This window comes from Marinifilum sp. D714 (genome assembly GCF_030851345.1).
In the GTDB taxonomy this organism is placed as follows: Bacteria; Bacteroidota; Bacteroidia; order Bacteroidales; family Marinifilaceae; genus Marinifilum.
In genome coordinates this window covers 131,377-146,599 of sequence record NZ_JALPNU010000008.1, presented here as the reverse complement: position 1 = coordinate 146,599, position 15,223 = coordinate 131,377, and the positions used below count along the sequence as shown (strand labels likewise).

The following is a 15,223-nucleotide window of genomic DNA, read 5'->3' as shown; positions in this document are numbered from 1 at the left end:
GAGGCAATATAGAGGTGGAGCGTTTTAAACTATTAGGAGAATGTTTCAATCATTGACTAAGTGGTATTTATAAGAGACCTACACGAAGGAATATCACGGCAGTGAAGTATAAAAGGTTTGAGGCAATAGTTTAGTTATGGCATAGAAAATTCATACGCACCTTAAAAATCATGAGATATATAATGTAAATCATTTTGAAATTTCTTTAAAGTTTAACTATAGGTGTGAAAAAATAATAAATAATTCATGTGAATAGTAATTATAATATAGATTTATTTTGTTTTTGATATGCAATTGTAAAATGTCTGTATTTATGGGCTAATGGTTGTAAAATATTAGTAAATCAATTAAAAAGAGATTTTAATAGATTGCGAAAAAAGTATCGATGTTAAAAAATAATTAAAAAATTATTTGGACATAATAAATTTAGTGTTTAAATTCATACTGCAAATAAAACTTACTTAAATAATATTATAACATGACTAGTACTACAAGACTTTACAACTGTTCCGATGCTGTTTTTGTTAGTTTTTCAAGTCAAATCATAAGTATACTTGAACAAGAACACTCAAAATTTGAATCCTTCTCAACTTACTTTAAGTCAGAATCTCTGCAGCAAGTAAAAGATCAGTATAATGCTGCAAGTAGTATTCCTTCTGATAAGGTTCATATTGATATTCAGGCAAAATCTACCGACAATATTAATAAGGAGGTAGATGAGTGTGCTAAGCTTTATCAGCGCTGCAAGTTTGATATTGAACTGGTATTTCCGAATGATAAGAACATTTGGAATCAGTTTGGCTTTAATGATTACTTGGATGCACGTAAATCTGCTAAAAACATGTATATGTTTTATTCGGACTTCCAATTCATGGTAAACTTACATAAAGAGGAGTTAATGAAAACGGCTTGGACTGAAGATATGTTTACCAAAATTGATGAACGAAAGAATAATTTAAAGGCCTTAATGGATGCGCAAACCAAATGTATGGTTGAGCGTGGCAGAGCAACAGAACAACGTATTGAAACTTTAAATGTTTTGTACGAAAGCCTGGCAAAATATGTAAAAGCTGCAAAATATATTTACGAAGGTAACGATGAGATGCTAAAGTGGTTTAAATTTCCTGTTACAGCTAATGGCAAAAAGGAAGAAACTACCGAAGAAGTGCTTGCTGAGGAACAAAACAATGAATAGCTTATAGGATGAAGCTCTGTGGTTCAGCATTTTGGTCATGGTTGATTGGTGTTGAATCCAAACCCCGACTTGGTAACTCGGGGTTTTTCTTTTGTAAAAAAAATCCTCAAACTCCGAAAAGAATGAGGATTTCATAAAGGTTCATCCGTATTTATTTCTTGCTTAAAGAATCTTCAACTTTTCTTGTGTAGGTTAATCTGGCCTGTGGTTTCCAGGTTTTTCCTTCGTCGGTTGATACTTTGTTTTCTACGGTAAATTGGTTGTTGTCAATTTTTGTGTAGGTAAATTGACGGCACATTCTTGCAGCATTTGGTTTATCGGAGTAGCTAACATGCGTATCTTCCATTACTAAAATATTGTCTTTTAATTCTCCCTGGAACATGTCGAAAGTTGAAGTAAAATCGTTGAATGCAGCGATTCTGTATTTCTTAGTTCCAGCATCGTAGGTAAAGTTGATGCTTAGGTTGTTTGGGAATCCATTTTCGTAGCTAATTTGCTCTTGCAGCATATTGGTAGAAGCAAATTTAATGCAAGATTGGGTAGTTCCTCTTTCTCGATAGGTGCCACGTCGTCCCATAAACTCAAGTTTTACATCCCAGTCGCCTTCCATAAAAGCCAGTTTCGAAATCTCTTTGCGTTTAGGCATTGCAAATAAAGATTTATCGATTTTAGGATTGAGTTCTATACTTTCAATCTGAGTGATGCGATCGCGTTGCCAAAAGGTGCGTTCTATAAAGAAAGGAACAATGATGCCATCAACCTCTCTAAAGTCATCGAAATACATTTCGGCTGGCACAGGTTGTGCAAAATCAACCCAAGGTGCTTCACACTTATACTCCAAATAGGTTTTGGTGTTCAGGTACCATTTTTCCGATTTGCCATCTTCACGTGTAAGTTTCAGCACAAACATTTCTTCGCCATCAACATTGTCTTTTCCTAGATATTCAACCTTATGACCTTTCTTTTTGTAGTTTAAAAAAGGAGTAAAGAATTCAGCCTTTTGTTTGAAAACATTGGTTTCGCTTGAATTGATGTTTCTTGCGTATTCAATCTCTTGCCAAGGATCGATGGTCCAACCACATTTCCCATTAAATCCTTCGAAAACATGCTGCTCGCCTAAATACAAATCCGAATAATAGGCTCCACATTTTGTTTTGTAGCTGGTAAAGTCCTTTTCGAGGCTAAAAGCGGTAAAACGACCTTTTATTTTTAGGGCTTCTATCTTTTCCCATTTTTCTGCTCCTCCGTGTGCTTCAATATGCTTGGCTATAATTTCTTCAGCAGTTTGAGCTACAAGAATGCCTGGCGTTAAAAACAAAGCAAAGAGGAAGAATGCTTGTAGTTTTTTTAGTTTCATGTGGGTATGTTTTATTGATTATTTTTTTTGATTTGATAGACTCAATTTCTGAATTATTTCAATTCGTAACAAGCCATTTCAGTTAGATTTCGTAAATAGATTTTTCCATTGGCAAAAGAAGGTGCAGTCCACGATTTTCCATTAATAGCTTGAATGTTGCCCAATTCGGTATAGGCTTCAGGAGTAGCTTTTACCTGTATTAGTTTGCCTTTGTCTGAAAGAACCAATAGCTGATTTCCAATACGAATTAAACTGCCTTTACCATAACCTCTCTTGGTCCACTTTTTCTCACCGGTTTTAACCGAGATGCATTGAAGAGCTGCTACATGGAAACCATATACATAGCCATCGTGATAAATAGATGAGCTGTAGTCATTTTTCATACTGGTACCGCGCGATATTTCCTTTGCTTTATTGTTGTTCACTTCAAGAACAATAAAACCAGGATTTCTAACGGCCGAAATAAATATCTTGTTGCCATCAAACACAATTGGCATTCCTGTAGGATTGCTAATAGGAGAGTTGTATGTCCAAAGAGTATCGCCTGCAGTTGTAAGAGAGTATACTTTTCTGCCATTGGCAAAAATAATGCATTCCTTATCGTTAATTTTACCATGCACAGGTGAGTTGTAGGTTGCTATTCCTTCTCCTTTTTTCCATACCTCTTTACCTGTTTTTTTATCGAAAGCCATAAATGCTCTTGAATCGGTACCACCTACTTCAACAATTACATTGTTTCCTACAATTACCGGCGATGAGCTAAATCCCCAACGTGGAATTTTACTTCCATATTCTTTCATGAAATCTACTTGCCAAAGTGTTTTACCATCTTTTTTCGAATTGGCACTTAGTTTTCCATAGCTGCTTAGACTGTAAACATTCTTCTCTCCAATTGCAGGAGTAGATCTTGGTCCATCGCCAAAAGTATCGAAGAACATGTTGTCAACTTTAGTTCTCCATACTTCATCACCTGTTTTTTCATCGAATGCCGCAATAAACTCATCACCAGTAATGCTGTCCTTTCTTTCGCTAATCATGGTGTAGATATTGCCTCCGGAAATGGTTAGTTCTGAGAAACCATCGCCAAGTTTTTTCTTCCAAACCAGTTTGGGCTCCTTGTCGGTAAAACTTGTAAGTTCAACATTGTCGGCAGAACCACTTCTGTTTGCACCTCTAAATTGATTCCATTCCTGATTTGAAACTTCTTGAGAGTGTGCATGATTTAGTAGCGCAGAAAACAGTAGTGCGCAAATGGTAAATAATAGATTCGTCTTTTTCATTTGATTATTATTGTTTGATATTAGTCTTTTAGGTTTGATTTAAAATGCGATAAGTGATTGAATATCACAATTTATATCTTACTGATTTATCAAATACCAAGCCGAAGAATAGAAGTGACAAGTTATAAGCCAATTAATAAAATTGTAGCTCTTAAGAAGTTTTGTAGAGTTGTTCGCCTGTGAACAATCAATGTCCGCAAACGACTCAATTTTATATGAAAATATAGCTCTATTTAGAATAAGATTCTGATAAAAATAAGGAGTGATATAATCTTTGTGAATTCCCTTATTTAAAACTAGTATGAATAGTTTAGATGTGTTCCCAAACAGATAGTGTTTCGATCAATCGGTAACATAAATATTGAACTTTGCAGAAGCTAAATGAGATACGTGATTTCAATTATATCTTATGGATGTTTTAAAGCCAGTTTATACAGAACAGAACGATTGTCAGGATTGCTACAAGTGCATACGTGAATGCACCTTAAAGGCAATTAAGGTGGTGAACAATTCAGCCCAAATTCTTCATAACGATTGTATTTATTGTGGTACGTGTACGCAAATATGCCCAGTAAATGCAAAAAAAGTACGCGACGATGTGAAGCGAGTAAAGGCAATGATTAATCGAGGAGATCATATCATTGTTTCAATAGCACCTTCTTTTGTAACCGAATTTCCTAACCTAAAGGATGATCAGTTTATTTCATCATTGAAAGAACTAGGATTTGCAGAAGTTTCGGAAACGGCATTAGGGGCACAGGAGGTTTCAAAGCATGTAGCTAGTTATGTTGATGGAGGTGAGAATGGTGTTTACATTTCATCTGCTTGCCCTTCAGTAGTTGAAATGATTTGTAAACATTATCCGGAATTTAAAGATAATATTACTCCATTTTTGTCTCCCTTGTTAACTCATGCCAAGTACTTAAAGGAAAAATCTCCCGATTCGAAGGTTGTTTTCATAGGACCATGTATAGCCAAGAAAGCAGAGAGTGATGAATTTCCTCAACTATTGGATGCATCCTTAACTTTTACTGATTTGAAGAATTGGTTTGAGGAGGAGAATCTGGATCCATATTTATTTCCTGAAGATAAGGCTAATAATAGTTTTATGCCAGGCAAAGCCGGACGTGGTATTTTATATCCAATTGATGGAGGTATGATCATGGGGATAAAAGAAAATGTTAGCGCTACCGATGCGGTTTACATGACCTTCTCTGGCATAGGAAACATTAAAAATGTTTTAAGCGATTTAAATAAATATGGCAAAACCAACAAACTGTTTTTGGAGTTGTTGGCTTGTGAGGGAGGTTGTGTAAATGGACCTGGTGCTGAAAAAAAATATTCTACAGCAATTAAACGTTTAGAGGTAATCAATAAATTGGACTCGGATAAGCCAGCTGTTTTGAATGCTGATTTTTCCATTCAGCGAAACTTTGATTCAATTTCGCCGATTCCAAAATATGAACATTCCGAAAATAGTATAAAAGAAGCTCTAACCATGATTGGGAAGTATTCTGATAAAGATGAGATCAATTGTGGAGGCTGTGGATACAACTCATGTAGAGAGTTTGCAGAGGCTTACCTGGAGGATCGTTCAGAACCAAATATGTGCGTATCATATATGAGGAAAATTGCACAGGATAAATCTTCTGCTTTGCTACGTAAAATTCCATCGGGTGTTGTAATTGTAAACGATGAGTTGAAAATTATTGAGGCCAATCAAAGTTTTGCAGGAATATTAGGCGAAGAGATTGAAGAAGTTTATCAAACTATACCTGGATTGGTAGATGCTGATCTGAAAAAGATAATTCCATTTCATAAACTGTTTGCATCAGCCTTAACAACAGGAGTTGATAATTTGGAACGTGATATAAAGCATGAGAACAAAATGCTGCATGTAAGCATATTCAGTATCCATAAAAATAAGATTGTTGGGGCAATTGTTAGAGATATGTCGCAACCGTATATTCAAAGGGAAGAGGTTGTAAACAGGGCAAAAACTGTAAATAGGAAAAATCTGGAAACAGTTCAGAAGATTGCATACTTGCTTGGAGAAAATGCATCGGAAACAGAGGAAATGCTGAATTCGATTGTGGAATTTTATAAGCCAGCAGAATAAAAAACAAAGCTAAAGCTGAACGGATATGCAAGATAATTTTTACATAGAGGTTGAATGTCAGCAAAGAAATCAGGTAGGCCAATCGATTTGTGGTGATGTTTTTATGTCGCGAAAGTTGAAGGATGAAGGCCGAACCATACTGGTACTTTCCGATGGTTTGGGCAGTGGTGTAAAAGCCAATGTGTTGGCTACACTAACAGCTTCAATGATTTTGAATTACATGAAGGTGAACAAGGATATCCGAAAAGCTGCTGAAATTATCATGAAAACTTTGCCTGTCTGCAGCAAACGAAAAGCTGGATACTCGACCTTTACCATTGTAGAAATTGAGTGTGATGGTGATACCAGGATTATTAGCTATGACAATCCTGATTGTTTGATATTAAGGGGATTGGAATCTTATAAGCCTGAATGTGAAGAATTACATCCTGAAGGAGAGGCCAATAAGGGTAAAATACTTTATTCATATCGATTTAAAGCACAAAAGGAGGATCGAATTATATTCTGTTCTGATGGAGTTACCAATTCGGGGATGGGAACCAAACGTTTGCCATTTGGTTGGGGAATGGAAAATGTGGATCAGTTTGCAAAAGCTTTGATTAGAAAGCAGCCATACATTTCGGCTCGCCGTTTGGGAAATGATATTGTGGAAAGAGCTTGTGCAAACCATAGTAATAAGCCTAAAGACGATACTTCTTGTGCAGTTTTATATTACCGCGAACCTCGTAATTTGATGATTTGTACGGGACCTCCTTACGAAAAATCGAAAGATGTGCAGCTGGTAAAGCAAATGTGTGAGTTTGAGGGGACAAAAATTGTATGCGGTGGAACAACTGCTGGCATTGTGTCGAGAGAGTTGCAAAAACCAATAGAAGTTGATTTAAATATTTGCGATAGTGAATTGCCTCCGGTTTCCTTTATCGAAGGGGTAGATTTGGTAACAGAAGGGATATTGACATTGGGGAAAGTGCATAGAACCTTAAGCAATTACAATCAAAATACAGTTTTGAGAAACGGTCCTGCCGATAGAATTGTTAAACTCCTTTTGGAGAGTGACAAGATCTTTATCATTAATGGAACCAAAATTAATGTTGCACATCAGGATCCCAAACTTCCTGTTGAATTGGAAATTAGGCGGACCGTTGTAAAGAATATCGTTGCCTTGCTGGAGGAAAAGTTTTTAAAAGAAGTAGATCTTAGCTATATTTAAACTGTACTAGATAACAAAACAATAAACTAGATGGCTGAGAAAATTGAAATCACTATTTGTTTGGGAAGTTCATGTTTTTCCAGAGGTAATGGTAAAGCTCTTAAAGCAATTAATACTTACTTGGAAGAAAATAGATTAAAAGATAAGGTTTTTTTTCATGGAGAACTTTGTACGGGCAATTGCGCCAAAGGACCCATTCTTAAAATTGATGATGAATTATACGAGGAAATTGACCCTGAAGGTGTAATAGAAATATTGAATGGGGTTTTTGGCCTTGTTTAAATCATGCTTTAGTTATAACCCCTAAAATTCCCGTATTATGCCTTTAATCCTAACCAATAAGGACAAGTGTAACCTAAGTTATACTTGCATTCGTGTTTGTCCTGCCAAAGCGATAAAAATAGAGAATGATTATGCTCATATCATTGGGAACAGATGTATTGGGTGTGGAAATTGTGTGACTGTTTGTGCTCAAAATGCAATTGAATATCGTAATTCCGAAGATCAGGTTAAGATGTTATTGAGTGGTAACGATCCGGTTGTTGCGATTTGTGATCCAAGTATTTCTGGTGAATTCGATGATATTCTAGATTATAGAAACTTTGTAGGAATGATTCGTGCTTTGGGTTTCGACTATGTGGTTGAAGCTGCATTTGGTGCTGATTTGGTTGCTTACAAGTACAAGAACCTTTTTGATAATTTCCATGGTAAATACTACATATCAACAAAGTGTCCGGCACTTGTAAATCAAGTAGAGAATTTTCACCCTGATTTGGTTGAAAATCTTGCACCTATTGTACCGCCAAATGTTGCAATGGCAAAGGTTGTGCGCAAAAAATATGGAAAAAATGTAAAAGTAGTTTCTTTATCGCCTTGCGTTGCAAGTAAAAATGATGTGAAGTTTTTTAATGGTTCGGATGGGGATATTCATGCAGTACTGAGTTTTGTTGAACTTCGAAAATTATTTAGAGAATATGATATAACAGAGAATTCTGTAGAGTTCTCAGAATTTGATCCACCTTTTGCTCGTTTAGGAGGATTATTTCCAATTAGTCATGGTTTGTTCCAGGCTGCTGACATTGATGTTAGCATGTTAAATGGTGGGATAATCAGCACCGAAGGAAGAAATAACTTTTTGCGTTCCATAAATGAGTTTAAAACTCAGCACAATTTAAATCAGCATTTGGATTTATTTTATTGTGAAGGATGTATTATGGGACCTGGAACTTCAGCTGGAGGTCGTAAGTTTTCAAGAAGATCTCAGGTTATTAGATATGTACGAAAAAGATTAAAAACTTTTGACGAGGAACAATGGCAGAAAGAAATTGATGAATACAAGAGTTTAGATCTTAATAGAGGTTTTAAATCGAGAGGACAAAATCTTCCAGTTCCTTCGGAAGAAGAAGTACATGAAGTTCTTGTAGAAATGGGAAAAGAGAAGGTAGAAGACCAGTTAGGTTGTGGCTCATGTGGATATGAATCATGCCGGGAATTTGCCATTGCGAAATGTCAAGGTTTGGCAAATTTTGAGATGTGCTCTTCTTATACCATCAAGAATATGAATTCTGTAATCAAAAAACTCAATATTACAAACTCTAAGCTTTCACAGACCAAAACAGCATTAAAAGAATCGGAGAGGATAGCCAATGAGGAAAGAGTCATAGCTCAAGAAGCCTCAGAAACAGTATCTGCAATGTTGCAAAAATTACCTTCGGGAGTTGTAATAGTGGACGAAAACCTGAAGGTTATTGAATCCAATACCAGTTTTGTGAATTTATTGGGTGATGAAGCAAGCATGCTAAGTGAAATTATTCCAGGTTTAGTTGATGCAGACTTAACGAAATTAATTCCATTCCACAAGTTGTTTTCAACAGTTATTCTTAATGGTGAAGATATTTTAAATAAAGATGTTCATTATGGGAATGCTCTATTTAATGTATCGGTATTTACGATTAAGAAAAACAAGATTGTAGGTGGAATTATCCGTGATTTATATGCTCCTGAAGTGAGAAAAGAAGAGGTGATAGGTAGGGCAAGAGCTGTAATAAAGGAAAACCTGCAAACGGTTCAGCAAATTGCATTTCTACTTGGAGAAAGTGCCTCTAAGACTGAGAAATTAATGAATTCAATTATCAAATCTCACACTCCAGGGGATAAAGAAAATTCAGAATAATGGAAGATAAATTTCACATTGATATAGATTGTCAGCAGTTATTCCATCATGGAGATATGATTTGTGGTGATGTTTTTCTTTCGAGAAGAATTAAGGAGGAAAACAGAACAATTGCAGTTTTAAGTGATGGTATGGGAAGTGGCGTAAAAGCTAATGTTTTGGCAACACTTACTGCTTCCATGGCAATGAATTTTACAGCGGAGCATAAAGATGTAATATCTATTGCAGAGATTATAATGAATACGCTTCCTGTTTGCAGTGTTCGTAAGGTTAGCTATTCTACTTTTACCGTTATTGATATTGAATATGATGGAACAACTAAGATCATAGAGTTTGATAATCCATGTTGTGTGGTTATGCGGGGAGCAGAAGTTTATGATCCAGGTTGGAGAACAATTACTCTTGATAGTGAAGAGAATCAAGGGAAACAGTTGAGAACTTGTTCGTTTACTGCGCGAAAAGAGGATAGAGTCTTGTTTTGGTCAGATGGTATTATGCAATCGGGGATGGGAAGTAGAGAGTTGCCCTTTGGTTGGGGGCATGAGAATGCATTGAATTACGTGAAGAATATTGTAAGAACAACTCCATTTATATCTGCCAGAAATTTAGGATTGCAATTGGTGAAGAAAGCTTCTCGAAACGACAATGACGAACCTAAAGATGATACTAGTGCAGGTGTAATTTATTACAGAGAACCAAGAAAGCTATTAATATGTACCGGACCACCATTCGAAGAGGATAAAGATTCTGAATATGCAATGCGTGTTTACCACTTTAAAGGGAAGAAAATTATATGTGGAGGTACCACTGCTGAAATACTTGCCCGTGAATTAAATTTAAAATTTGCAGCAGGTATGAAAATTACTGATCCTGAATTGCCACCAGCTTCATATATGGAAGGAATCAATTTGGTTACTGAAGGGATTCTTACCATAGGAAAAGTTGCACGCATTCTGGATGAATATACCATTGATTATGATCTTGGAGATGGACCTGCAGATCAAATTGTGCATTATTTGTTACAGAGTGATAAGATTTCAATTATATCAGGAACTCGTATTAATTTTGCTCATCAAGATCCAAGTTTGCCTGTAGAACTTGAAATTAGAAGAACGGTGGTGAAAAAGATTGTTAGTCTATTGGAAGAGAAGTTTTTAAAAGATGTTAGCCTAACCTTTATTTAGAGGTATTTATTTATAAGACTTAATAGCTTCTTACTTGAAATTGGCTTAGAAATATAATCGTCGCAACCAGCGGCGATACTTTTTCCTCTGTCTTCTGCCATGGCATACGCTGTTTGCGATATAACGGGAATTTTAGGATCTATTTTTTTGATTGCTCTGGTGGCATCAAAACCATTTAGCAATGGCATTTGGATGTCCATAAGTATTAGGTCAATGTCGTTTTGTGTGAACATTTCAATGGCATTTTGACCATTTGTAGCCCACAGAATACTAGCCCCTGTTCTTCCAATTACTTCTTCCAGAAATAAGAAATTGGATTCAACATCTTCAGCAATAAGAATGGTTTTTTCAGACCAATTAAATGTCTCCGTGCTCATAAGGAGTAAAATAGGTTTTTAATATTCGGTTATCAAATTTAATTATTTTTTTTGAAAAATGTGTGGATTCTACCCATCATAGAAATATTCTTTTTAAGATAATTATCGGATAGCGGAATTAATTAGGGTGACTATAAGCTTTTGCGGATTGACTTTATCAGCATTATTGTTATTTTTGGAAATCTCTATTTTAAATCTCATGATATTTAAACTAACCAGAACAGGACTTGTATTAAGTCTTTTATTTCTCTCAATTGCTGTAAAAGCACAAATTTCTCATGGAGGAGAGCCTTTGTTCAAATACGCAGCGGCCAAATCTAATCCTGTTGAACTCTCAAAATTCAAAGCGATATCAAAATCTATTATAGAAAGTGATCGTAATTTTGGTGTAAAGTTAAAGCATGCCCAATACGCTTATTCATTTAATGTAGATTATAATATTGAAAAGGATGGAGTTTGGGAAGAACTAATCGATGGCAGAAGAGTTTGGAGATTTTCGGTAAAATCTGAAGGTGCATATTCTTTGGGGGTAGAGTTTTCAGAATTCAGAATACCATTTGGAGCTCAATTATTTGTTTATAATGATCAGTCTAATAAAGTTTTAGGTTCTTATACGCATGAGAATAACAAGAATTCAGGTAAATTTTCTATTGAACCTTTAAAAGGTGATGAGCTTACAATTGAATATATAGAACCTTCAGAAGTAGAATTTCCTGCAGAATTGGCTATCGAAACAATTTTGCATGATTATAAAAATGTTTTCAATTTACTAAAAGGGAGCAATGTAAAGGCATCAGGTGAATGTAATGTTGATATAAATTGCCCAGAAGGAAATGGTTGGCAAACAGAAAAAAGATCTGTTTGTCATATTTTATACAATGGGTGGATTGCATCTGGAGCATTGGTAAACAATACCCGACAGGATGGGACGCCTTATTTGTTAACGGCTTACCATGTAATACACGAACAAGAAGTAGCAGATGCTGCAATTTTCTATTTTAATTATGAAAACTCTGAGTGTGGAGGTAATGATGGTGAGAAATCTCAATCAATTTCAGGTTCCACATTAAGAGCTACAACTTCGAATTTGGACTTTACGCTCTTAGAGCTTTCTGTGCAACCTCCTTTATCTTATTCTCCTTATTATGCAGGATGGGATAGATCAGGAAGAGTTCCGGTGAATACAACATGTATCCATCATCCAAGTGGAGATGCTAAAAAGATTTCGCTTGATATTGACGCACCTGTTACTGCTACCTATTCGGATGCTCGATACACTTTTGATGAGAATACAAGCTGGCAAATTTTAAATTGGGAAGTTGGAACTACAGAAGGAGGTTCATCAGGATCACCTCTTTTTGATGAGAACCATAGAATTATTGGAGATTTAACAGGTGGTGATGCAAGTTGTGGTAATTCCGTTAATGATTATTATGCGAAATTCTCAGAAAGTTGGGCAAATTATTCAAATATAAATGAGCAGTTAAAGCATTGGTTGGATCCAATGAATTTTGGAGTGGAAACTTTAAACGGATATGATCCATCTTTTAAAATTAATGCCAGTAGCAAATGTGTTGGGAATGATTTTACAGTAGAAGCAATTGTTAATGAAGGAGCTGAAAATATGCAATGGGATTTTGGTGAGGATGCCACACCAACTCAAGCAGTAGGCCCTGGACCTCATAATGTATCCTATAGCTCCGTGGGGAATAAATCAATACAACTTAGCTATAGGTCAAATGGTGTTGATATAGACATTAATAGAGATGTAAAAGTTGTTGACTTAACAAAACTTAGTTTTGATTATACAATACAAAAAAGAAAGCTAACATTAATTAATCAATCGGTAGATTTTGATTCATTTACTTGGAATTTAGGAGATGAAAATACCTCAGATGAATTTAGCCCAAGTCATGAGTATCTTAACTATGGTGAATATACTGTGAGTTTGACAGGTACAAATGATTGTGGAAGCACAAGTACTTCAAAACAGATTGAAATGAACTATGACAAGCTTTTATCGGTTTATCCAAATCCATCTGTGGACAAGTTTACAGTTGATCTTAGTAAAATTATATATAGCGAAATAAGCTGGAGTGTATATTCAAGTACTGGTATGAAAGTGAGGAATGGAGTTACACCAAATTTTAGCAATACTTTAGAATTTAATTTAAAAGGGCTTTCGGCTGGAATGTATATTCTAAGAATGAATGTGGATGGTGAGATTTTAAAACGCAAACTACTCCTTGTAAAATAGATGAATAAGCCATTCTTTAACTGAATGGCTTTATTTTTACTTATAAATTCATGTTACTTTTCTATTTTCTCGAATGATGTAACAATTCCTCTAATTAGTGATGAGGAGAATCCTTGATGTTCCATTTCATTTAATCCAACAATTGTACAACCTTTTGGTGTTGTAACCTTGTCAATCTCCGATTCAGGATGATTGCTGTTTTCCTGTAACATTTTGGCAGCACCTTTTACAGTTTGCGAAACAATTTGGTTGGCTGTGTTTGCATCAAATCCAATTTGAATACCTCCCTGAATCATAGCACGAATAAAACGAAAGACAAATGCAATGCCACAAGCTCCCAGTATTGTAGCAGCCTCCATTAATTCTTCATTAATGATTAAACTTTCACCTATTGCATCGAAAATGAATTTTACCTTTTGAGTATGTTCGGCTGAGGAATTCTTTCCACAAATACAAGTGACTGATTCTCCAATATCTGCAGCAATATTTGGCATGGCTCTAAATACTGGAATTTTATTATCTAGCATCTCGGATATTTCATTAGTACCTAAACCAGTAGCCAATGAAACCAAAATGTGCTTGCCTTCTTTTATTTCAGGTTTAATCTCGTTAATGATCTTATCTACATTATAGGGTTTAACGGCCACTAAAATGATGTTAGAGTTCCTAACTGCATAAAGATTATCTGAGGTAATTTCTGCACCTTGTGATTTTAAATCTTCTATCAGTTTGAGCTTTCTTCTGGTTGCAATAACATTTTCAGAATTAAAATCTTCATGTTCCAATAATCCTTTGGCGATTGATTTACCAAGGTTACCACATCCAATAACACAAATCTTTTCGTTTTTCATCTGTCTATTTTTATTTGATTTAATCAGGCAGAAGGTGTGAAAATACGCATGACAATAGGTAAAAATACAATTAATTTAAACAAGCTTATCTTATATTCAAGGGATTTCTGTTTAATTGACCTAAGATTTGGATAAAAATTTTCATTCTTTCAAAAAATGTCATACTTTTGATAAATCGATTTAGTAAAACGGTTTAGTAAAAAGCAAAAAACTTGAAAAAGAAATCTATAAAGGATATAGCCCAGGAGCTAGGTTATTCAAAAACAACAGTTTCCTTTGTTTTAAATAATAAAGGGGATGAAAAAAATATCAGTAAAAAAACGCAAGAAAAGATACTGGCATACGTTCGTGAGGTAAATTATCAGCCCAATCAGATTGCTAAAAGTTTGAAAAAAGGGAAAACCAATACCATTGGCTATTTGGTTCCCGATATATCTAACCCGTTTTATGCTAAAATTGGACGCCTGATAGAAGATTTGTTAGCAGATAAAGGATATCATTTAATTATTGGAAGTACCGATGAAACACAGGAAAAAGAAAATTTACTGCTGAATATGTTTGTGAACCGACAGGTTGATGGACTTATTCTGGCTTCCTCTTTCGAAAATTTGGGGATGTTAAATACATTGGCAGCGCAACGTTTTCCAATGGTGTTTTTCGATAGGGAACATCCTGATTTTCTGGGAAACTATATTCTTGTTGAGAATAAAAAAGCGATGAAAGGTGCAGTCCAAAATGCAATCAGGCATGGATCTAAAAAAATAGGCTTACTCTCTATTACGCCAAATGTTTATTCTCTGGAACTTCGAATTGATGGTTATCGCGAAGCCTTAAGCGAAAACAAAATTGACATCGATGATCGTTTGATACGAATTGTTGATAACAATAATCTAAAAGAGAGTACCAAAGCCCAATTGCAATATTTAATAGAAGAACAAGTAGATGCTGTTGTATTCACCAATAACCAGATTACGGCTCATGCGATTTGGGCAATGAATATTTTTCACAAAGAGAAAATTGAGGATGTAAGGTTTGTGAGTTTTGATAATTTGGATTTGTTCGATTATTCCAAACCAAAAGTAACCTCTGTTGCTCAACCTATCGAGAAGATAGCCAATTATACCGTGGATATTCTTGAAGAAGTGATGAATGAGAAAGATCGAATAAGCAAAAGAATTGTATTAGAACCAAAATTAATAGAACGTTTATAATTAACTATT

The 15,223-nt window shown here is 35.2% G+C and carries 12 protein-coding genes; 8 read left to right on the top strand and 4 right to left on the bottom strand.

Annotation, left to right across the window (positions count from 1 at the left end):
* The first annotated feature begins 478 nt into the window (after nt 1-478).
* Nucleotides 479-1,195 (top strand): hypothetical protein, encoded by a 717-nt coding sequence (locus M0051_RS10085; protein ID WP_306741412.1) that lies wholly within the window; start codon nt 479-481, stop codon nt 1,193-1,195.
* Nucleotides 1,196-1,346: 151 nt separating this feature from the next.
* Here the strand turns inward: M0051_RS10085 and M0051_RS10080 are convergent, their stop codons facing one another.
* Together M0051_RS10080 and M0051_RS10075 are read right to left on the bottom strand one after the other, a co-directional pair.
* On the bottom strand, nt 1,347-2,552 hold the full coding sequence (locus M0051_RS10080; RefSeq protein ID WP_306741411.1) for a hypothetical protein: 1,206 nt from the start codon (nt 2,550-2,552) through the stop codon (nt 1,347-1,349).
* Between the two features lie 53 nt (nt 2,553-2,605).
* Nucleotides 2,606-3,832, bottom strand: coding sequence for a PQQ-binding-like beta-propeller repeat protein (locus M0051_RS10075; protein ID WP_306741410.1), 1,227 nt, complete (start codon nt 3,830-3,832; stop codon nt 2,606-2,608).
* 409 nt (nt 3,833-4,241) lie between these two features.
* Between M0051_RS10075 and M0051_RS10070 the strand changes: the two genes are divergently transcribed.
* The 5 genes from M0051_RS10070 to M0051_RS10050 are packed head-to-tail and all read left to right on the top strand — an operon-like array spanning nt 4,242 to nt 10,518.
* Nucleotides 4,242-5,951 (top strand): [Fe-Fe] hydrogenase large subunit C-terminal domain-containing protein, encoded by a 1,710-nt coding sequence (locus M0051_RS10070; RefSeq protein ID WP_306741409.1) that lies wholly within the window; start codon nt 4,242-4,244, stop codon nt 5,949-5,951.
* 25 nt (nt 5,952-5,976) lie between these two features.
* Nucleotides 5,977-7,161 (top strand): SpoIIE family protein phosphatase, encoded by a 1,185-nt coding sequence (locus tag M0051_RS10065; protein ID WP_306741408.1) that lies wholly within the window; start codon nt 5,977-5,979, stop codon nt 7,159-7,161.
* 30 nt (nt 7,162-7,191) lie between these two features.
* Nucleotides 7,192-7,443: an NAD(P)H-dependent oxidoreductase subunit E gene (locus M0051_RS10060; protein WP_306741407.1), complete on the top strand. Its 252-nt coding sequence runs from the start codon at nt 7,192-7,194 to the stop codon at nt 7,441-7,443.
* Between the two features lie 37 nt (nt 7,444-7,480).
* Nucleotides 7,481-9,334, top strand: a complete 1,854-nt coding sequence (locus M0051_RS10055) for a [Fe-Fe] hydrogenase large subunit C-terminal domain-containing protein (protein WP_306741406.1) — start codon at nt 7,481-7,483, stop codon at nt 9,332-9,334.
* The gene (locus M0051_RS10050) at nt 9,334-10,518 is read left to right on the top strand and encodes a SpoIIE family protein phosphatase (protein ID WP_110359012.1); all 1,185 of its coding nucleotides are present in this window, start codon (nt 9,334-9,336) and stop codon (nt 10,516-10,518) included. Before M0051_RS10055 ends, M0051_RS10050 begins: the two co-directional genes overlap by 1 nt.
* Here the strand turns inward: M0051_RS10050 and M0051_RS10045 are convergent.
* Nucleotides 10,515-10,895 carry a response regulator gene (locus M0051_RS10045; RefSeq protein WP_306741405.1) on the bottom strand — a complete coding sequence of 127 codons (381 nt, stop codon included), beginning with the start codon at nt 10,893-10,895 and terminating at the stop codon, nt 10,515-10,517. The two genes, M0051_RS10050 and M0051_RS10045, sit on opposite strands and share 4 nt — an antisense overlap.
* A 199-nt stretch (nt 10,896-11,094) precedes the next feature.
* On the opposite strand from M0051_RS10045, the gene M0051_RS10040 reads away from it, so the two are divergent.
* Nucleotides 11,095-13,152: a PKD domain-containing protein gene (locus M0051_RS10040; RefSeq protein ID WP_306741404.1), complete on the top strand. Its 2,058-nt coding sequence runs from the start codon at nt 11,095-11,097 to the stop codon at nt 13,150-13,152.
* Between the two features lie 53 nt (nt 13,153-13,205).
* On the opposite strand, the gene proC is transcribed toward M0051_RS10040, so the two are convergent.
* Nucleotides 13,206-14,003: a pyrroline-5-carboxylate reductase gene (gene proC, locus M0051_RS10035; RefSeq protein WP_306741403.1), complete on the bottom strand. Its 798-nt coding sequence runs from the start codon at nt 14,001-14,003 to the stop codon at nt 13,206-13,208.
* A 212-nt stretch (nt 14,004-14,215) separates the two neighbouring features.
* Between proC and M0051_RS10030 the strand changes: the two genes are divergently transcribed.
* Nucleotides 14,216-15,214 carry a LacI family DNA-binding transcriptional regulator gene (locus M0051_RS10030; protein WP_306741402.1) on the top strand — a complete coding sequence of 333 codons (999 nt, stop codon included), beginning with the start codon at nt 14,216-14,218 and terminating at the stop codon, nt 15,212-15,214.
* Nucleotides 15,215-15,223: the final 9 nt, after the last annotated feature.